Here is a 20,603-nt window from a genome sequence, read left to right as displayed (position 1 = left end):
TTTTCTTTTTAATCTATTAGAGCTTCTAAGATTTTTATAGCAGCTTCACTTATTTTAGTTCCTGGTCCAAAAACCGCTGATGCACCAGCATCAAACAGGAATTGATAGTCCTGAGACGGAATTACACCGCCAACAATTACCATAATATCTTCGCGTCCGTGTTTTTTTAATTCTTCAATTACTTGCGGCACCAAAGTTTTATGTCCAGCTGCAAGAGAAGAAACTCCCAAAATATGAACATCATTCTCTACAGCTTGTTTTGCGGCTTCTGCTGGAGTTTGAAATAGCGGACCTATATCAACATCAAAACCTACATCGGCGTAGCCTGTTGCGACTACTTTTGCGCCTCGGTCGTGACCGTCTTGTCCCATTTTGGCAATCATAATTCTAGGACGTCTTCCTTCTTGTTTGGCAAAAACATCAGCTAGTTGTTTTGCTCGCTCAAAATTCTCGTCATTTTTTATTGCTGCACTATACACTCCGCTAAAAGATTTAATTTGTGCTTTAAAACGGCCAAAAACAGTTTCCAATGCATTGCTGATTTCGCCAAGTGTTGCTCTGTTTCTAGCTGCTTCAATTGCATTTTCTAACAAGTTTCCGTGTCCCGTTTGCGCACAATGGATTAATTTTTCTAGTGACTTATTTACTTTTTCAGAATCTCTTGTTTGTTTTATTTCTTCAAGACGTTCCACTTGTTGCTTGCGAACCAATTGATTGTCTACATCTAAAATATCTAACGGATCTTCTTTTTCTAAGCGGTATTTATTTACGCCTACAATAATATCTTGTCCGCTGTCGATTCTTGCTTGTTTTCTAGCCGCAGCTTCTTCAATTCGAAGTTTAGGAATTCCAGCTTCAATTGCTTTTGTCATTCCGCCCAATTCTTCTACTTCTTCAATAAGTTTCCAAGTTTTTTCAATGATCTCATTGGTCAAACTTTCTACATAATAACTGCCAGCCCAAGGATCTACCGTTTTAGTCATTTTGGTTTCTTCTTGAAGAAATATTTGCGTATTTCTAGCAATTCTAGCAGAGAAATCTGTTGGAAGAGCAATTGCCTCGTCTAAAGCATTGGTATGTAAAGATTGTGTTCCTCCAAAAACGGCTGCAGAAGCTTCAATACAAGTTCTGGCGACATTATTAAATGGATCTTGCTCGGTTAAGCTCCATCCGCTGGTTTGGCAATGTGTTCTTAAAGCCAAAGATTTATCACTTTTCGGATTAAATTGTTGTAGCAATTTAGCCCAAATCATTCTTCCCGCTCTCATTTTGGCAATTTCCATAAAATGATTCATTCCAATTGCCCAGAAGAAAGATAACCTTGGAGCAAAATCGTCAATCGTCATTCCTGTTGATAATCCGGTTCTAATGTATTCTAAACCATCTGCCAAAGTGTACGCTAATTCAATATCTGCAGTGGCACCCGCTTCTTGCATGTGATAGCCAGAAATAGAGATCGAATTGAATTTTGGCATTTTTTTGCTCGTAAATTCAAAAATATCCGCAATAATTTTCATCGATGGAGTTGGAGGGTAGATATAAGTATTTCGTACCATAAACTCCTTTAGAATATCATTCTGGATTGTTCCTGCTAATTTTTCTGGACTAACGCCTTGTTCTTCAGCCGCAACAATATAAAAAGCCATAATCGGCAAAACAGCGCCATTCATGGTCATAGAAACCGACATTTCATCTAACGGAATCTGATCGAAAAGTACTTTCATGTCTTCGACAGAATCAATCGCAACTCCTGCTTTTCCCACATCTCCAACTACTCTTTCGTGATCTGAATCGTAACCGCGATGGGTTGGAAGGTCAAAAGCAATGGAAAGTCCTTTTTGGCCCGCAGCTAAATTTTTTCTATAAAATGCATTGCTTTCTTCAGCTGTAGAAAATCCGGCATATTGACGAATCGTCCATGGGCGTCTGACGTACATGGTTGCGTAAGGTCCGCGTAGGTTTGGTGCAAAACCAGCTCCGAAATCAAGAAATTCTAAATCTTCGATATCTTTCTCCGAGTAATTTTTTTTGATTTCAATTCCTTCAGCGGTCGTAAAGTTATCTTTCAAGTTTTCTCGATTTTCAACTTTCGACTTTAGAGTTTGAAGCGTAATATGTTTAAGGTCTTTTCTCATTTTATATCAAATGACTAATGAAGATTTTTAAGTGAGTTAATCATATTTTTCATTATTAAATAGTAAGGTAAATAATAAAATAATATTGCTAAAAGCATGGCTGAAATCGCTATTAAAATCTGTTTATAGTTTTTATATGTAATTCCGATTGTTAAAAAAATTAAGCAAGTAACGATCATAATCAATGACAGTATCCAAAAAATGATAAAATAAAATCCCATTTATTCTTGTTCTAATCGTTCCTGTTCCATTTTCTCTGCCAATCTTTTTTCTATAATTGGTGTAATTAATGTTTTTCTTGGTTTGATTTTTACAAAAGGAAACAATTCTAAATCGTGTTTCATTCTGTCTTCTTTGTTCGGATATTTATTGGTGCCTAATAAAATTTCTTTTTTAGAATCGAATAATTCCTGTTCTTTATTGGCGCTTTCCTGAATTTTCTTTTTGATTGTGCCGTCGTTCAAAAGTTTTAAGAATCCTCCATTGGCTTCAATATCTTTGAACAAAGTCAAAGCTTTTTCAGCCAGTCGCATGGTTAAATTTTCAATATAATAACTTCCGTCTGCTGGATTATTTACTTTATCGAAATAACTTTCATGTTTTAAAATTAAAAGCTGATTTCTAGCAATTCGATCTCCAAATTCATTGTCTTTATGATATAATGCATCATATGGCAAATTAGCAATAGCATCTGCGCCTCCTAAAATTGCCGACATACATTCTGTTGTGGTACGCAACATGTTTACATTATAATCGTAAATTGTTTTATTGCGTTTGGTTGGGGTTGCTAATAAATGGCATTCAATTTTTGAATCGTATTCTGTAGAAATTAAATCAAAAAGCATTCGAAGCGCACGAAGTTTAGCAATTTCGAAAAAATAATTTGTTCCAACAGAAACTTGAAAAACAATAGATTTTGCAGTTCCAGCAAAACGGTTTAAGTATTCGTTGGCATGTGCCAAACTATAAGCAATTTGCTGTGTAATATTAGCTCCAGAATTTTGGTACAAACCTAAATCTACACTTAATAGATTTAAATTGGTTGTATTTTTAAAGAGTAAATCTAAAGTTTCAAAATTAGTTTTCTCCGAAGTGGTAAACCAATTTCCCTCTCTTGCCAATTTCCCGATTGGGTCGAAATTGCAATAAAACTTGGCTTTTTTCTGAATCGAAATAGTATCTAATTTTTTAACGAAATCGATTGAGATAAAATTGAAATTAAAGTAAACGGTTTTGTTTTCTAAAGGAAGATTCTTTAGTAATTTTTCAACATCAATTTTATCGTTTTGAATAGTAAAACGAAGGCTTTCTGCGCCTCTTTCTAAAGTGTTTAAAGCACGTTCGATAGATTTTTCTACATCGAAAACAAAGATATTCTGGCAGATTTTAAAATCTGAGGCTTGGGTGTTTACATTTACTGCTTTTGTAAATTCGTCGCTATGATAAAAAGGTTTTACCTGAATATCTTCTGGAGAATTCCAAATAACAGTTTGATTGTAATCGGCTCCATCCAACTCAAACTGAATTTTTTGTTTCCATTGTTTGGATGAAATCGGATTAAAATCGTCGAATAGGTTAGTGGCCATTGTATTTTGTTTGATTATTCTTTGTCTTGAATGGTATCTCCTTCAAATTGTATGATATAAATATCTTCGCTATCTTTTTTCATGAAATACTTTTCGCGTGCGTATTTCTCAATTTGTTCAGGATTTTTGAGCAATTTGATCTGCTCTTGATCTTTTCTGATTTCTTCCTGATAATATTTTTTATTATCCTGAAGTTCATGAATTTGCTCATCTAAAAAGCGATGATCAAAATAGGAGTAATTGTCTAAAAATAGCATCCAAACTATAAAAAATAGCAAAACCCAAACGTATTTGTTTCCTAGGTATTTGAACCATTTTTTGTCTTTGTATGGATTTTTAAATTTCATTTTAAACGAATATTTCTTTTGAATTTGAGTGTTGTCAATAGCCCCGATAGTAGTGAAAATCCTTTTGTGCCGGGGTTCGGCACAAAAGATTACTTCACTTATTTTTTATTTCAAGCGGAGTTCAGTGAACTTCGTTTGAAACGGATAGCGGGAATCGGCTCCTAATTATTATGGTTTAAATTTACGATAAAAATTATGAAATTCTCTGATTAATTACAGCGCGAACTACATCAATTGCTACCGTATTGTATTTGTCATTCGGGATGATAATGTCTGCGAAAGCTTTAGATGGTTCTATAAATTGCTCATGCATAGGTTTTAAAGTAGTTTGGTAACGGTTTAAAACTTCGTCAATATCACGTCCGCGTTCTGAAATATCTCTTTTTAAACGACGAATTAATCTTTCATCAGAATCGGCGTGAACGAAAACTTTTATATCAAACATATCTCTTAATTCTGGATTGGTTAGAATTAAAATTCCTTCCACAATCATTACTTTTCTAGGATGTGTGGAAATAGTGTCGTCGGTTCTGTTATGCTGAATAAAAGAATAAACAGGCTGGTCGATTGTTTCGCCTGCTTTTAGTGCTTTTAAATGTCTTACCAGCAATTCGAAATCAATCGCGCGAGGATGATCAAAATTGATTAATGCTCTTTCGTCAAAAGACAAATTGGTAGTTTCTTTATAATAAGAATCTTGAGAGATTACCCCAACTTCTGTATGTGGCAATTCGTTCATGATTTGGTGTACTACCGTTGTTTTTCCACTTCCTGTTCCTCCTGCAATTCCTATAATGAGCATAAATTTGATGTTATAATTTGTTTCGCAAAAATAATAATTTAACTGAATCGCTAAACATTTAATATAATTTAACCATATAAGTAATGTAAGTAAAATTAAGCTAGAAAATATTTAAACAAAATGTTACTTAACTGAAATTATTGCTGTTATATTGATAAAAGACCGAATTATTTATTTTGAACCATATAAGTAATATAAGTAAATATAAATAGCTCGATTTTTTGTGCTTAAATGAAATAAGCCCAATCAGCTTATAATCTCTTACATGAACTTATATGGTGAAAAAAAATAAAAAAATCCCGAAAGTAAACCTTCGGGATTTCGTGCAATCAGTATAGATTTAAAAAAAAATATTCTGAATTTAGTAAGCACTTGTAATTATTTATTCTTTTTTGCTTTTATCATCATTTCAAGCTGATCCCAAAGTTCTTCTGGAATTGCTTCTAATAAGTTGAATTGTCCAGCACCTTTTAACCATTCGCCTCCGTCAATTGTGATTACATCTCCGTTGATGTAAGATGAAAAATCAGAAACTAAATAAGCAGCTAAATTGGCCAATTCTTGGTGATCTCCAACTCTTTTTAATGGCACTTTTTTAGCCATATCGAATTTCTCTGAAAGATCTCCTGGCAATAATCTGTCCCAAGCCCCTTTTGTTGGGAATGGTCCTGGAGCAATGGCATTAGAACGAATTCCGTATTTTGCCCATTCTACAGCCAAACTTCTTGTCATGGCTAGAACTCCTGCTTTTGCTGTAGCGCTAGGAACCACGTAAGCCGATCCTGTCCAAGCATAAGTGGTTACGATATTTAAAATCGTTGCCGAAGTCTGTTTTGTATCGATCCAGTGTTTTCCAAATGCTAACGTGCAGTTTTTAGAACCTTTAAGTACGATATCGATCACAGTATCAAATGCATTTGCAGACAATCTTTCGGTCGGCGAAATGAAATTTCCCGCCGCGTTATTTAAAAGAACATCTACTTTTCCGAAAACTTTCAAAGTTTCCTGAAGCATATTTTCTACTTCTTCGTAATGACGAACATCACATTGAAGGGGAAGACATTTGCCTCCAGTTTGGCTTTCCAATTCGGCAGCTGTAGTTTTTAACTTTTCTAAATCTCTAGAAGTTATGGCTACTTGAGCTCCTAATTCGAGAAAATATTTGGTCATAGCTTTACCTAAACCACTTCCGCCGCCTGTAACGACAATGACTTTGCCTTGTAAAGCATCATCACGTAACATTTTATCTGTGTAGCTCATATTTTTTTTCTTTTTTTACAATATTAGTCAAATAAAATAGGATGCACGCATAATAATGTTATAAAATTTTGAAAAATTTTATATTTCACATAATTTTTTTGCTGCAGATTCAAGTGTGAAGTCGTCTTTGGCGAAACAAAAACGAATCAATTTTTGATCTTTATGATCGGAGTAAAAAGTTGAAATTGGTATTGCGGCAACTCCATGATCGATGATAAGATTTTTACAGAAAGTAACATCATCGTCATTCGAAATGTTGGCATAAGAAGCCACTTGAAAATAAGTTCCTTCGCAAGGTTTTAATTCGAAACGGCTATTTTGAAGCAATTTCTGAAAGTAATCTCTTTTTTCTTGATAGAATTTCCCCAATAAATTCACATCGACAACATCAAGATATTCGCTGATAGCAAATTGAGAAATACTGTTAACGCTAAAAACCAAAAACTGATGTACTTTTTTGATTTCTTTCATTAAATGTTCTGGTGCAATAGTGTAGCCAATTTTCCAACCTGTTATATGAAATGATTTTCCGAAAGAAGAAACCATGACGCATCGATCTAAAAGAAAATCTTTAGTATGTGCCGAAATATGTTTCTCTTCGAAAGTAATGTATTCGTAAACTTCGTCAGACAGAATGATAATATTAGGATATTTTTCAAGAAGATTTTTTAACTGAATAAAATCATTTTCGGTTAAAATTTTCCCCGTCGGATTGTGCGGATTATTGATAATCATCATTCTGGTTTTGGCAGAACACGCTTTTTCAATTCTTTCCCAATTTGGAGTGTAATCGTCGTTTAGTGCTACTCGAACAGGTTTTGCTTTACAAAGTAAAACAGGAGATTCGTAAGAATCATAACTCGGATCGAGAATTACAACTTCGTCATTTTCTTTTACTAAAGCCAAAATTGTGGTGAAAATTCCTTGAGTGGCTCCAGCCGTAACCAAAAGTTCTGTTTCAGGATTGATTGTTCTGTTGTAGGAGCTTTGTGTCAACTTCGCAATCTTATTCATCAACGGAGGATAACCTGCCATTGGTGTATATTGGTGAACGTTTTCATTTGATAATCTGGCAACAATATCAGTCAATCTTTCGTCAACAGGAAAATTTGGAAATCCCTGAGATAGGTTTATTGCATTGTATTCCACTGCCATTTTTGACATTACCGTGAAAATGCTTGTGGTTACGTTTGGGAGTTTACTCATGATAAGTTATTTGTCCATGTAGTGTATTTCTTGTTTAGAAATATAAACGGAATCTGTATTAAAAATAAAATAAAAATATCTGGAAAAATTGATTTTATTAAACACTCCAGAATTGCTATTGGAGGTAACGTGAAAAAGGCAAAAATAGGATTTACATAAAAATCAACTAAATTGTAATTACAGCAAACACCTGTTTGCCAAAACAAGAATTTTTTAACATCATAATTATCCGATTTGAAATTATAATTAAACAGGTGTCCATTAAAACCAAAATAGTTTGGTTCTATAAAATTAAAAATATTAAACTTGTTTCTTATTAAAAATAAAATTATCAGAGAGATAAAAAATGCTACTAAGAATTTGTTTAAATGTGTTTTTGTTTTTTTTAAAATTTTTATCACTAAGTAAAATGTGAAAATTAACCAAAAAGTAATCCCAGTAAAAGAAGAATTTTTGTTTGGATAATTTGCTATGATAGTAAAGAAAATTTCTATTATAAAAGAAATTAGAAATAGATTTAAAATGTTTAGAGAATATATTCTTAAACTTTCTTTTCTCATAATTTACATTTTATGAATAATAAAAATCGCAGGACGTTTATCAATATCAATTTTTAACTTTTTCCAATCAGATACTTTCATGGTTTTAATGAATTCTGTTGGAAGTGTAATATCAGCTGCAATGCAAAGATGAGTTGCAGGACTTAAGATTTGCAAAAGATCTTCAATTAATTTATTGTTTCTGTACGGAGTTTCAATGAATAATTGCGATTGGTTTTTATCTTGAGATAATCTTTCGAAATGACGAATCGCTGATTTTTTCTCGTCTTTATCAATTGGCAAATATCCATTGAAAGTAAAACTTTGTCCGTTCATTCCAGAAGCCATCATAGCCAATAGGATGGAAGAAGGGCCAACTAAAGGAACAACTTGAATTCCTTTTTCGTGAGCCAATTTTACAATCGCTGCGCCTGGATCTGCAACACCTGGGCAGCCAGCTTCGCTCATTAATCCCATATTTATTCCTTCCAATAAAGGCTTGATGAAATCATTATGTTCGCTGGTTTCGGTCCTTTTGTTTAAGGTAAAAAGAACCAATTCTGACTGTTTTTTTTCAGGATAAACTGCTTTTATTGATTTTCTGGCAGTTTTGTCGTTTTCAACAATATAATGGTCAATAACTTCTATCGTTCTCCTTACCGTTTGTGGTAAAACATCCATCGGATCGCTTTCGCCCATTGTGGTTGGAATTAAATATAGTTTTCCGAAAGATTTCATAATGCGTTTTGTTTAAAAATTAAAAAATTCAATTATCTCTTTTTTAGAAACAATTGAATCGAATTAGGAGTGTTTTTTAAGAAGCTGATCTGCAATTAGGTCAGTAACTTCGTCTAGCATTTGGTAAACATTGTCGAAACCGTTTGCCGAACCATAATATGGATCCGGAACGTCAACATTTTCGTTTGGAAATAATTCGTTTAAGATCAAACGAACTTTATTTTTGTGTTCTGGAGTTTTAGCTAAATGAATTACATCGCGAAAATTCGAATTATCCATTACATAGATATAATCAAATTCGTCAAAGTCAGACACTTGAATTTGTCTCCCTTTTTGTGCGCTTATGTTGATTCCGTTTTTTCTAGCGACTTCGATAGAGCGTTTGTCAGGACAATGTCCGATATGCCAAGAACCTGTTCCAGCCGAATCGACCAAAAATTTATCTTCAGGAAGTTTAGAGGCTAAAATTCCTTCTGCCAAAGGAGATCTGCAGATATTCCCTAAACAAACCATTAAGATTTTTATAGGCATGGCGCGTCTTAAAGCGTTAGTTTTTTATTGATGTCTTCAACAAACTTTTTAAATTGTTTGTCTGTAGAAACTAAATTGTCGACTGTTTTACAGGCATGAAGAACAGTTGCGTGATCGCGGTCTCCAATTTGCGAACCAATATTAGCCAAAGAAGCCTTTGTGAATTTTTTAGCGAAGAACATTGCTAATTGTCTTGCTTGCACAACGTGCCTCTTTCTGGTCTTAGATTGAAGAGTTTCAATATCCAATTGGAAATAATCTGAAACGATTTTTTGAATATAATCGATAGAGATTTCTCTCTTTACGTTTTTAACAAATTTCTCAACTACGCTTTTCGCTAAGTCAATCGTAACTTCTTTTTTGTTGAAAGAAGATTGAGCGATTAAAGAGATAATTGCTCCTTCAAGCTCTCTAACGTTTGTTTTGATGTTACGTGCAACATATTCTAAAATATCTTCTGGCATTTCTACACCATCACGATATAAAATATTTTTCAAGATTGAGATACGAGTTTCGTAATCAGGCTGATGCAATTCTGCAGATAATCCCCATTTAAAACGAGACAATAATCTTTGTTCGATATCCTGCATATCAACAGGAGCTTTATCTGAAGTTAAGATTACTTGTTTTCCGTTTTGGTGCAAATAGTTGAAAATATGGAAGAACACATCTTGCGTTCCTGATTTTCCAGATAAGAACTGAACGTCATCAATAATTAAAACATCGATTAACTGATAAAAGTGAATAAAATCGTTACGATTATTCTTTTTAACAGAATCAATGTATTGCTGTGTGAAAATCTCAGCAGAAATATATAAAACGGTCTTTTCTGGATACTTGTCTTTTACTTCTACACCTATAGCATGCGCTAAGTGTGTTTTTCCTAAACCAACTCCACCAAAAATCAATAATGGATTAAATGAAGTTCCTCCTGGTTTGTTAGCCACTGCCATACCAGCAGAACGAGCTAGACGGTTAGAATCTCCTTCTAAGAAATTGTCAAAACTGTAGTTCGGATTTAATTGAGACTCAATTTTTAAATTTCTAATTCCAGGAATTACAAACGGATTTTTTAGTTCAGGATTTAGGTTTTTAAACGGAGCATCAACCTCTTGCGGTTTCATTGGCACTCTGTTGGCACTTGGCAGCTGCTCGGTAAACGGCTGTTTGTTGCCATAAGTGTTCTCCATTTTAATTTTATAGAGTAACTTTGCGTTTTTTCCCAGTTCTTTGGTAAGCGCAACTTTCAATAATTTTACGTAGTGCTCTTCGAGCCATTCGTAGAAAAATTTACTTGGTACCTGAATGTATAATGCGTTATCGGTTAGCTCAACTGATTTGATTGGTTCGAACCAAGTTTTATATGCTTGGTCTTGAATATTATCCTTTATAAAGGACAAACAGTTTTCCCATACCGATTGAGCAGTTTTAGTCATAGATTCAGATAAATTTTTATTATTGTTATAAAGATTCTCCTAATAAAAACGGAGCAATTTTATTCCGTATTTCGGGATAACAAATATGTGAACAAATTTCTGTAAAAAAAAATATTTTGGTATCTAATTTTATAAAAAAAAGTTGTAAAGAGCCTTTTTAAATTCGAATTTTTTTAATATTTTATAAATGAAAAATCATCAGACTCAAGTGCGAGTTCGTTACTCAGAAACCGACCAAATGGGAGTCGTTTATCACGGCAATTATATTCCTTATTTTGAAATTGGACGCGTGGAATGGCTTAGAAATAAAGGGGTTTCCTATAAAAGCATGGAAGAAAGCGGTATTGGCCTTCCGATTGTGAACATGAATATAAGTTACAAAAAATCGGCGAGATATGATGAACTTTTAACAATTCATACGACTTTCAAAAGTCACTCTTCTGTCAAGATTGAATTTGACTGTGCAATTTACAATGAAGCAAATGAGTTATTAACAACTGCGACATTTATTTTAGTATTTGTTGCGTTAAAAACGGGTCGTCCAACAGCTCCTCCAGAGTACATTTTGGAAATATTTAAATCGCTTGAATAATTGTGAAAATGAATAAGATTTTGATGTTAATTTATACTAATTTAATATCAATTTCAAACATTAAATCAAAAATGCTGAACACCGTTTCGGCATTTTTTTTTCGCGTTTTTGTTACAATTTTACCAATTGGCAGTCCTGAAATTTCATCCATTTCCATTTCTTGAGATACAATTTCTAACTTTTTCTCTTTAATTACACGCATCACTTTATTCATGTTTTTGTAATCAAAAGAGATTAAAAATTCTACATCAATTGTTTTTTCTACTATCTCACAAACTTCCAAAGTCATTTGAGCAGTCGTTCTATAAGCAGCAATTAAACCTCCAACACCCAATTTCACTCCGCCGAAAATACGAACCACAACTACTAGAACGTTGGTTAATCCAAAAGATTGTATTTGGCCGTAAATAGGCGCGCCTGCTGTATTACTTGGTTCGCCATCGTCGTTTGCACGATACGAGATTTTATTTCCAATTCCAATTTGGTAAGCGTAACAGTAATGCACAGCGTGCGGATGCTGTTTTTTGAGGTCTTCTATAATGGGTTTTACTTCATCTTCATGATCTATTGGAAAGGCATAACCAAAGAATTTACTGCCTTTTTCTTTAAACAGTATTTCTTCAGATGCAGATGCAATAGTTTGATAAGTATCGTTAATTTCCAAATGCTAAGCTTTAAGTTTTTTCGCCGCGAATTACACACAGATTTACTCGAATTTTAGTTTTAATTTTTAGGCTAATTCAATTAGTGGAAATTTGTGTAATTCGTGTCAACATACTTTTGAATCCTTTTAATCAGTATAATCTGGGCTAAAATATTTTTTTATAATAATCCTTTGCTAAATAAATCTACAACATCTTCTTTTCCAACTTGAAGATTCCAGACTTTAATTCCTAAAGCAGCAGCACTGTCTGTATTTTCGGTTTTGTCATCAACAAACAAAGTGTTTTCAGCAGTTAAATTGTTTTCATCCAATACAAATTGATAAATCTTCGGATCTGGTTTTCTCATTCCGATATCAAACGAAAAATATACTTTTTCGAAACAAGCGTAAAAATCTTTGTAAAAAGAAACGCCGCTTTTTTCTTCAAAAGTATTGATGTGAATAGAATCGGTATTACTCAGTAAAAACAAACGATATTTTTTTGATAATTCTTGAAGGAATTCCAGACGATAAAAAGGAAAATCTGCCAAAACAGCATTCCAAGCTTTTAAAACTTCTTCTTTAGAAGCATGTGGCAATTGTTTTTGAAAACCTCCAACGAAGTCTTCTGGCGAAATAGCCCCAACTTCAAACGAAAGATTTAATTGCTCAAAATCATTATTCCATTCTGTCATTCCCAATTTTTGCAAACCAGAAATGGTGGCAGGTTTGTCTAGATTGATGAAAATATCTCCAAAGTCAAAAATTATCGCATTAATCATAATTTCTAATCTGTATTAATTCGTCGTTTAAAATAGTGGTTTTAAAACTGTTTTTTCTTGAAATTTCTGGAGCTTTTGTTCCTTTTTCAAAACTTGTAGTTCCGATAAAAATTCGAGCTTCGTCCCAAAGATTTTCATCTATAAAAGATTGCAGCGTTTGTCTTCCGCCTTCAATAATTACCGATTGAATTTGATTCTGATATAAAATATCTAAAATCTGAGGAATGATATTCTTGTCAAAATCAATTACTTCAAATTGAGTGTTTTCTTTCGAAGGTTTTGAAGTCTTAGAGAAAACAATTGTTTTTATCGTGTCATCAAAAATAAAACTGTTTTCGTCAATTCGATTGTTTTGATCGATAACGATTCTCGTCGGACTATTTCCGTCCCAATCTCTAGCATTCAATTTCGGATTGTCGTCAATAACAGTTTGCGTTCCAACTAAAATGGCTTGTTCCTCGGTTCTCCATTTATGAACCAATTGTCTCGAATATTGATTTGTAATCCAAACTGGCTTTCGATCTTGATCTGCTGCTTTTTCAGGAGCTAGAAATCCGTCTTCGCTTTCAGCCCATTTTAAAATAATGTAAGGTCTCTTTTTCTGGTGAAAAGTAAAAAAGCGCTTGTTCAACTCATTGCATTCGTCTTCTAAAACTCCGACCGTAACATTTGCTCCGGCTTCAATTAGTTTTAAGATGCCTCTTCCAGCAACTTTTTCATTAGGATCAACAGTTCCCACTACAACATTCGGAATTTCATTGGCGATTATCAAATCACAGCAAGGAGGAGTTTTGCCAAAATGACTGCAAGGTTCCAAACTCACATAAATCGTTGCTTTTTTTAGCAATGATTTATCTTTTACAGAACGCACGGCATTTACTTCGGCATGTGGTTCGCCCGCTTTTTTATGCCATCCTTCGCCAATAATTTGATCCTCGTAAACAATCACACTGCCAACCATGGGGTTTGGATATGTTGTTCCGAGCCCATTTTGTGCTAGTTCGATGCAGCGTTTTATGTATTTTTCATGTATATTCACAGTGCAAAAGTAGTTAATTTTAAGATTATCGTTAACTCAAAAAGGTTAAGTTGTGAAACAATCCAAATGGTTATAAATAGTATCCAAAACTATCTTTACTTTTGTGATTATAATGATTTAGAATAAAAAAAATGGTAAATTGGCTTATACGGACAATTGAAAAAGAAGACAATCAGGCAGTTGCAAGTTTGATACGTTCTGTTTTTGATGAATTGGAAATTCCAAAAGTAGGAACTGCGTACGAAGATCCTTACTTGGATCTGATGTTTGAAGAATACAGCAAACCACAATCGATATATTTTGTTGTAGAAAATGAAGGAGAAATTGTGGGCTGTGCGGGAATTGCACCCTTAGAAAATGGCGATCCGGAAATTTGCGAATTGCAGAAAATGTATTTCCTGCCCAAAACTAGAGGTTTAGGAATTGGAGCTCAAATGATGGAGAAATGTTTGGAACAAGCTAGAATCTTTGGTTTTAAAAAATGCTATATCGAAACCATGCCATTTATGCATGCCGCACAAAAGCTGTATAAAAAATCTGGTTTTGAGTATTTGGATGCGCCAATGGGTAATACGGGGCATTGTTCTTGTCCTGTATGGATGCTAAAAGTTTTGTAATTTGTAATTTTAATGTAACAAATTTAAATCGGCAAGACTTATTGAAAATAAAATGTCAGTTTCTGACTGATGTAATGCTCAAAAAACAAAAATGAAAATTAAACAATATCGTACTCAGTTTATTAAAGAATTATCTCCTTTTTACGATGCTTATGAAGCGGAAAGCTTTTTTTATTTGATTTTAGAAGATAAACACCAGCTTCGTCAGATTGATTTAGCTTTAAATCATGAGCTGGCTTTTGATGAGAATGATTTTGTGGTATGGGACGATTTGCTGAAACAGCTTAAAAAAGAAGTTCCGATTCAGTATCTGCTTGGAAAAACTAATTTCTACGGATTAGATTTTGAAGTAAATGAAAATGTCTTGATTCCGAGACCTGAAACGGAAGAGCTGGTTGAATGGATTATTAATGAGAATTCGAGTCCAGATAAAAATAAGAAAATAAAAATTCTTGATATAGGAACGGGAACAGGTTGTATTGCGATTTCGTTGGCAAAAAATCTTCCAAATGCAGAAGTTTTTGCGATTGATGTTTCTAAAAAAGCTATCGAAACTGCCAAAAGGAATGCTATAAGAAATGATGTTGATGTAACTTTTATGCTGCTGAATATTTTAGAAACAGAAGAATTTTCTAATCAGTTTGATATTATTGTTTCAAATCCGCCTTACGTTCGAAATTTAGAAAAACTAGAAATCAAAAAAAATGTGTTGGATTACGAACCGCATTTAGCACTTTTTGTAGAAGACAACGATCCGCTTATTTTTTATAGAAAAATTGCCTCTCTAGCAAAAAATGGACTCCAGAAAAACGGCAAATTATATTTTGAAATCAATCAGTATCTTGGAAAAGAAATGATTGAATTGCTGGATAATATGGATTTCAAAAACGTTGAGCTTCGAAAAGATATTTACGAAAATGATCGTATGGTAAAAGGGAATGTGTAAAGTGTTCAGGTTTTTGGTGTTCAGTCGTAACTTTATAAAACTAGGATTACCGAATACTAGAAAACCTGAACACTGAATATTTGTTAGAAATTATTCATAACGCAAAGCTTCAATAGGATCTAATTTCGAAGCTTTAATAGCAGGATACAAACCAGAAACTATTGCCACCATAAAACTAGTTGCAAAAGCGGCAAAAATAGCCATCCACGGAATTACAAATGAAAAACTCATTGCAGTTGCAATAATGAAACCGAGCAAGATTCCTAAAAAGATTCCGACCAGACCTCCAATTTGTCCAATTAGTAAAGTTTCGATAAAAAACTGAAAGGCAACAGTGGTTCGTTTTGCGCCTAAAGCTTTACGAACACCAATCTCGCGAGTACGTTCTGTAACCGAAACAATCATAATATTCATTAAGGCGATAGATGATCCTAAGATTGTAATAATACTGATAATCCAAGAAGCCCAACCCAGATATTTGGTAATTCCTAGAATACGGTTTATTAAATCATCGCTTCGAACGACACCAAAATTATTGTCGCGAACAGGACTCAATTTACGTACTCTTCGCATGGTACTAGTTGCATTGTCGATGGCTTCGTCTAAAACTTCTTTTTTAGAAACCATCACACTAATCGTATAATTAATGTTTGGTGCTGTAAACAGAGATCGCGCAACCTGAATCGGAATTAAAACTCTCAAATCCTGGCTGTTTCCAAACGTAGAACCTTTCTCTTTTAGAACACCAATTACTTTAAATCGCGCCCCTCGAATAGAAATGATTTTGTCAATTGGGTTTACATCTTTCAGAAGTCCTTTTTCAAAATCAGAACCCACGATGCAAGAATACGTGTTATTCTCAATATCAAATTGGTTAAAACTTCTTCCTAAACTGGTTTCCAGTCCAGAATTGGTAATAAAATGTTCATCAACACCTACAATGGTAATTTCTGGATCTGTTTTTTCGCTTAAATATTTTACTTCCGCCGTTGTAGTTGCGGTAAAAGACAAAGAGGTTTCTGTAAACGGATATTTGTATTTGTTTTTGAAAGCGACAGCTTCTGGATACGAAATAATCGGATTAATCACTTCGCGCTCTCTGCCGCCGCGGTTTCGAACTTTATTTTCGTATTGATTAATGTTGAAAGTATTGGCTCCCATCGAAGCAAAATCACTAGAAATGGTGTTTTCTAAAGCAGAAACCACTGTCAAGATGCCGACCAAAGCCGTAATACCAATGGCGATAATTAAAACGGTAAGAATAGTACGCAGAATTTGTGTTTTGATAGAACCAAAAGCAATTCGGATATTTTCTTTAAATAATTTTAGCATCATGACCAATTTGTCACGAAAATACGGTTTTTGTTACAAGTTTGTTTTCCAAGTGTTATTATTTATTTTAAAAAGTAAGATATTTGCAGACTTAAATTAAGTCGAAAGTTGGAAAGTCATAAGTCGAAAGTCTAAAGCGCCAGCAATCAAAAAATATAAATACATTAATTTTAAAAGGTTTTATGTTTTAGTTTCAAAGAAATCTAAAATCTAAAATCAACAATCTAAAATAAAAAAGATGGCTTCAAAACCAAGTATACCAAAAGGAACAAGAGATTTTTCACCAGCAGAGGTGTCAAAACGTCAATACATTATTCAGACCATAAAAGCTAATTTCGAGAAATTTGGTTTTCAGCCAATCGAAACGCCTTCGTTTGAAAATTCAGATACCTTAATGGGGAAATACGGAGAAGAAGGAGATCGTCTGATTTTTAAAATCTTAAATTCTGGAAACTTTTTTTATAATAAAAGTAAAATCGAATTGCCAGAATCTATTGAAGAATTACAGTTGAATTCTGCTGAAAAAATAACTTTAGAGCAGAGAATCGAATTGAATAAATTTACAGGAAAAATTTCTGAGAAAGCGCTACGTTACGATTTAACAGTTCCGTTTGCGAGATATGTGGTGCAGCACCAAAGTGAAATTGAATTTCCTTTTAAAAGATACCAAATCCAACCCGTTTGGAGAGCAGATAATCCTCAAAAAGGACGTTTTAGAGAATTCTTTCAATGCGATGCCGATGTTGTTGGTTCGAAATCGCTTTGGCAGGAAGTTGAATTGGTTCAATTGTATGATACTGTTTTTACCTCATTAGGTTTAGAAGGCGTTACCATTAAAATCAATAACAGAAAAATTTTATCCGGAATTGCGGAGGTAATTGGCGCTTCAGATAAATTAATCGATTTTACGGTTGCTCTTGATAAACTGGATAAAATCGGAGAAGACGGTGTGAAGAAAGAAATGATCGAAAAAGGAATTTCTGAAGAAGCTTTAGTAAAAGTACAGCCACTTTTTAGTTTCTCCGGAACTTTTGCAGACAAAATTGCACAGCTTTCAGACTTATTGGCATCTTCTGAAGAAGGAATGAAAGGTGTTGAAGAATTGAAATTTATATGTGACAATGTTGCCGTTTTAGGTCTTTCAACTGCTATTTTGGATTTGGATGTGACATTAGCTCGTGGCTTAAATTATTATACAGGAGCTATTTTTGAAGTCGCAGCTCCAAAAACGGTTTCAATGGGTTCTATTGGAGGTGGCGGAAGATACGACGATTTGACGGGTATTTTTGGTTTGAAAAATATGAGCGGTGTCGGAATTTCTTTTGGATTAGATCGAATTTATCTGGTCTTAGAAGAATTGCAATTATTTCCAGAAACGGTAGCGGCTACTTCAAAAGCAATATTTTTAAATTTTGGAGACAAAGAAGCTTTGTACGCTTCGCAGGCAATTCAGAAATTAAGAAAAGAAAATATAAAAGTAGAATTATATCCTGATAATGTGAAAGTTGGAAAGCAATTTCAGTATGCAGACAAACGTTTGATTCCGTTTGCTGTGTTGGTTGGAGATCAGGAAATTAATTCAAATTCGTATGCACTTAAAAATTTAGTGACAGGAGAGCAGGTTTCTGTTGATTTTGACGGATTGAAGAATGCTTTGCTTTAATAGTAAAAAAAGTTTTCTGCTATAGTTTTGATTTCTAAATAGATTGGTCTTAATTGGCATAAATCTTTTTAAATCGGGCTTGAAATAATTGGCAGTAAAGAAAAAAAGCTTTTAATTTGCGACCTCAAGTTACGGGCGTAGTTCAAGGGTAGAATAGCGGTCTCCAAAACCGTTGATGGGGGTTCGAATCCCTCCGCCCGTGCAAAAATAAGAATGACAACTTTGTCATGTAAAGCTCAAGCATAAAAAAAAGCTTCGTCTCTGTAGGCGAAGCTTTTTTTAATATAAGGTAAACTTGAATTAATAATTATTTAGAGGCCGAAGCCAACCCTTAAATTCAATTTTTGGTGGTAAAAATTTATATTATTGGCCTCAAAGATAAGATAAACTAAAACGTAATAGTCTTAAAATTATAATAAATTTTTTCTGTACAATTGTGTTTTTTAAATGTCTCATAATTAATAAAGTGACAATTTGACATTTTATAAGATTTGGCAGTACTTTTGCAATCCAACAGAAAGAAATAAAAATGAAGTTTAAGAATATTTTTAAAAATAAAAGTAATATGACTACGGAAAATACAGAATTCGATCAGGAATTAGACGATGTAACGTTAGAGAACAATGCAAACGGAGAGCAGTTAATTGTTGAAGAATTAAGTGTTGAGGAGCAATTAGCTAAAGACTTGGCTCACGAAAAAGATAAGTTTTTGAGATTATTTGCTGAATTTGAAAATTACAAAAAAAGAACTTCAAAAGAGCGTCTTGAATTATTTAAAACAGCAAACCAAGAAGTTTTATTGGCAATGCTTCCAGTTTTAGATGATTTTGACAGAGCGACAGTAGAGATCAACAAATCTGAAGATGAAAATTTGAAAAAAGGTGTTGAGTTGATCCACGAAAAATTCAAAAGCACTTTGGTTTCTAAAGGTTTAGAGCAAGTTGAAATTCAGGCTGGAGATGCTTTCAATGCTGATGTAGCTGAAGCAATTACCCAAATTCCAGCTCCGTCTGACAAACTGAAAGGGAAAATTGTTGATGTTATTGAAAAAGGATACAAATTAGGAGACAAAATTATTCGTTACCCTAAAGTTGTTGTAGGAAACTAAAAAATGCAATAAGAATTTCAAATGCATTTTTGGATTTTGGAATTTTAAGATTTGGAACTTAATCTAATTATGAAAAAAGATTTTTACGAAATACTAGGCATTTCAAAAAATGCTGATGCTGCCGAAATTAAAAAAGCATATAGAAAAAGTGCTTTAAAATACCACCCTGATAAAAATCCAGGCGACAAAGAGGCAGAAGAAAACTTCAAATTGGCGGCAGAAGCTTATGAAGTTTTAAGTGATCCGCAGAAAAAAGCAAAATACGATCAATACGGTCATCAAGCATTTGATGGAGCTGGCGGATTTGGTGGTCACGGAGGTATGAACATGGATGACATTTTCAGCCAGTTTGGTGATATTTTTGGTGGCGGATTTGGCGGTTTCGGAGGCGGAGGCCCACGTCGTGCGAAAGGAAGCAATCTTCGAATTAAAGTAAAATTGACTTTAGAAGAAATTGCAAATGGAGTTGAGAAAAAAGTAAAAGTAAAACGTAAAGTTCAGGCAAAAGGCGTAACGTATAAAACTTGTACGACTTGTAATGGTCAGGGACAAGTAATGCGTGTAACCAATACCATTTTAGGAAGAATGCAATCAGCATCTACTTGTCCTACTTGTGGTGGTTCTGGTCAGATTTTAGATAAAAGACCTTCTGAGGCAGATGCTCAAGGAATGGTTCAAGAAGACGAAACGGTATCAATCAAAATTCCTGCTGGAGTTGTTGACGGTATGCAATTGAAAGTTGCCAACAAAGGTAACGACGCTCCAGGAAACAGTATTCCAGGTGATTTAATTGTAGCGATCGAAGAAGTTGAACACGAATTCTTGAAGCGTGAAGGTGAAAACGTTCACTTCGATTTATACATCAGTTTCCCTGAAGCCGTTTTAGGTGCTTCTAAAGATATTGAAGCAATCAACGGAAAAGTTCGTATTAAATTGGAAGAAGGAATTCAGTCTGGAAAAATCTTAAGATTAAAAGGAAAAGGAATTCCAAGTTTAAATGGTTACGGAAGCGGAGATTTACTGGTTCACGTAAATGTTTGGACTCCAAAAACATTAAATAAAGAGCAAAAACAATTCTTTGAAAATGCTTTAAACGACGAGCACTTTGCTCCAAGTCCAGAGAAATCAGAGAAATCGTTTTTTGAAAAAGTAAAAGATATGTTCTCATAATCTAAACTTTTTTAAAAAGTTATAAAAAAAAATAAAAACCCATTCTATCTAAATTAGAATGGGTTTTTTGCGTAATATGACACAATTTCGCTTCGAATTATTTACTTTTACAGTCGCTGAGCCGTAATGGG

20 protein-coding genes and 1 tRNA gene are annotated in these 20,603 nt (G+C 33.8%); 7 read left to right on the top strand and 14 right to left on the bottom strand.

Translation table 11 applies throughout. The features are described 5' to 3' along the window. Positions 1–8: 8 nt before the first annotated feature. The 10 genes from scpA to dnaA all read right to left on the bottom strand — a co-directional run bounded on the left by scpA (position 9) and on the right by dnaA (position 10,580). Positions 9–2,135, bottom strand: coding sequence for a methylmalonyl-CoA mutase (scpA, locus tag J7574_RS08795; protein WP_290967126.1), 2,127 nt, complete (start codon positions 2,133–2,135; stop codon positions 9–11). A gap of 221 nt (positions 2,136–2,356) precedes the next feature. Next, positions 2,357–3,721 (bottom strand): methylmalonyl-CoA mutase subunit beta, encoded by a 1,365-nt coding sequence (locus J7574_RS08790; RefSeq protein ID WP_290967124.1) that lies wholly within the window; start codon positions 3,719–3,721, stop codon positions 2,357–2,359. A 14-nt stretch (positions 3,722–3,735) separates the two neighbouring features. Continuing rightward, complete coding sequence (locus tag J7574_RS08785; protein WP_290967122.1) at positions 3,736–4,068, bottom strand: septum formation initiator family protein; 333 nt, start codon at positions 4,066–4,068, stop codon at positions 3,736–3,738. A gap of 193 nt (positions 4,069–4,261) precedes the next feature. Beyond that, the gene (gene udk, locus J7574_RS08780; protein ID WP_290967120.1) at positions 4,262–4,870 is read right to left on the bottom strand and encodes a uridine kinase; all 609 of its coding nucleotides are present in this window, start codon (positions 4,868–4,870) and stop codon (positions 4,262–4,264) included. A 378-nt stretch (positions 4,871–5,248) separates the two neighbouring features. Then, entirely contained in the window at positions 5,249–6,130 is an 882-nt protein-coding gene (locus J7574_RS08775; protein ID WP_198858279.1) for an SDR family oxidoreductase, read from the bottom strand. A gap of 78 nt (positions 6,131–6,208) precedes the next feature. After that, positions 6,209–7,336, bottom strand: a complete 1,128-nt coding sequence (locus J7574_RS08770) for a methionine aminotransferase (RefSeq protein ID WP_290967113.1) — start codon at positions 7,334–7,336, stop codon at positions 6,209–6,211. Next, on the bottom strand, positions 7,333–7,896 hold the full coding sequence (locus J7574_RS08765) for a hypothetical protein (RefSeq protein ID WP_290967111.1): 564 nt from the start codon (positions 7,894–7,896) through the stop codon (positions 7,333–7,335). The genes J7574_RS08770 and J7574_RS08765 overlap by 4 nt, the downstream gene beginning before the upstream one ends. 3 nt (positions 7,897–7,899) lie before the next feature. Then, positions 7,900–8,613 carry an SAM-dependent methyltransferase gene (locus J7574_RS08760; protein WP_290967108.1) on the bottom strand — a complete coding sequence of 238 codons (714 nt, stop codon included), beginning with the start codon at positions 8,611–8,613 and terminating at the stop codon, positions 7,900–7,902. 63 nt (positions 8,614–8,676) lie between these two features. Continuing rightward, positions 8,677–9,144 carry a low molecular weight protein-tyrosine-phosphatase gene (locus J7574_RS08755; protein WP_290967106.1) on the bottom strand — a complete coding sequence of 156 codons (468 nt, stop codon included), beginning with the start codon at positions 9,142–9,144 and terminating at the stop codon, positions 8,677–8,679. 8 nt (positions 9,145–9,152) lie between these two features. Further along, positions 9,153–10,580, bottom strand: coding sequence for a chromosomal replication initiator protein DnaA (dnaA, locus tag J7574_RS08750; RefSeq protein ID WP_290967103.1), 1,428 nt, complete (start codon positions 10,578–10,580; stop codon positions 9,153–9,155). Between the two features lie 187 nt (positions 10,581–10,767). Here dnaA and J7574_RS08745 point away from each other — a divergent pair, with 187 nt between their 5' ends. Then, positions 10,768–11,172: a thioesterase family protein gene (locus tag J7574_RS08745; RefSeq protein ID WP_290967100.1), complete on the top strand. Its 405-nt coding sequence runs from the start codon at positions 10,768–10,770 to the stop codon at positions 11,170–11,172. 31 nt (positions 11,173–11,203) lie between these two features. Here J7574_RS08745 and J7574_RS08740 read toward each other — a convergent pair whose 3' ends face one another. From J7574_RS08740 to ribD, 3 genes are all read right to left on the bottom strand, one after another. Beyond that, positions 11,204–11,836, bottom strand: coding sequence for a YigZ family protein (locus J7574_RS08740; RefSeq protein ID WP_290967097.1), 633 nt, complete (start codon positions 11,834–11,836; stop codon positions 11,204–11,206). A 158-nt stretch (positions 11,837–11,994) separates the two neighbouring features. Beyond that, the gene (locus J7574_RS08735) at positions 11,995–12,597 is read right to left on the bottom strand and encodes an HAD family phosphatase (protein WP_290967095.1); all 603 of its coding nucleotides are present in this window, start codon (positions 12,595–12,597) and stop codon (positions 11,995–11,997) included. Then, positions 12,590–13,636 carry a bifunctional diaminohydroxyphosphoribosylaminopyrimidine deaminase/5-amino-6-(5-phosphoribosylamino)uracil reductase RibD gene (gene ribD / locus J7574_RS08730; RefSeq protein ID WP_290967093.1) on the bottom strand — a complete coding sequence of 349 codons (1,047 nt, stop codon included), beginning with the start codon at positions 13,634–13,636 and terminating at the stop codon, positions 12,590–12,592. The genes J7574_RS08735 and ribD overlap by 8 nt, the downstream gene beginning before the upstream one ends. A 131-nt stretch (positions 13,637–13,767) precedes the next feature. Here ribD and J7574_RS08725 point away from each other — a divergent pair, with 131 nt between their 5' ends. After that, positions 13,768–14,253, top strand: coding sequence for a GNAT family N-acetyltransferase (locus tag J7574_RS08725; protein ID WP_290967090.1), 486 nt, complete (start codon positions 13,768–13,770; stop codon positions 14,251–14,253). 91 nt (positions 14,254–14,344) lie between these two features. Next, positions 14,345–15,199: a peptide chain release factor N(5)-glutamine methyltransferase gene (gene prmC / locus J7574_RS08720; RefSeq protein ID WP_290967087.1), complete on the top strand. Its 855-nt coding sequence runs from the start codon at positions 14,345–14,347 to the stop codon at positions 15,197–15,199. A 90-nt stretch (positions 15,200–15,289) separates the two neighbouring features. Here the strand turns inward: prmC and J7574_RS08715 are convergent, their stop codons facing one another. Further along, positions 15,290–16,534 (bottom strand): ABC transporter permease, encoded by a 1,245-nt coding sequence (locus J7574_RS08715; protein WP_290967085.1) that lies wholly within the window; start codon positions 16,532–16,534, stop codon positions 15,290–15,292. Between the two features lie 235 nt (positions 16,535–16,769). Here J7574_RS08715 and hisS point away from each other — a divergent pair, with 235 nt between their 5' ends. The 4 genes from hisS (at position 16,770) to dnaJ (ending at position 20,472) form a co-directional block, all read left to right on the top strand. Beyond that, positions 16,770–18,194, top strand: a complete 1,425-nt coding sequence (gene hisS / locus J7574_RS08710) for a histidine--tRNA ligase (RefSeq protein WP_290967083.1) — start codon at positions 16,770–16,772, stop codon at positions 18,192–18,194. Positions 18,195–18,325: 131 nt separating this feature from the next. Continuing rightward, a tRNA-Trp gene (locus J7574_RS08705) sits at positions 18,326–18,396 on the top strand. 327 nt (positions 18,397–18,723) lie between these two features. Further along, complete coding sequence (locus J7574_RS08700; protein WP_290967081.1) at positions 18,724–19,302, top strand: nucleotide exchange factor GrpE; 579 nt, start codon at positions 18,724–18,726, stop codon at positions 19,300–19,302. 69 nt (positions 19,303–19,371) lie between these two features. Further along, a complete protein-coding gene (gene dnaJ / locus J7574_RS08695) occupies positions 19,372–20,472 on the top strand; it encodes a molecular chaperone DnaJ (protein ID WP_290967079.1) in 1,101 nt (366 codons plus the stop codon). Positions 20,473–20,603: the final 131 nt, after the last annotated feature.

This window comes from Flavobacterium sp., from assembly GCF_017744675.1.
GTDB lineage: Bacteria > Bacteroidota > Bacteroidia > Flavobacteriales > Flavobacteriaceae > Flavobacterium.
Note: the sequence above shows the minus strand (reverse complement) of the source record. Positions and strands in the feature narration are given on the sequence as shown.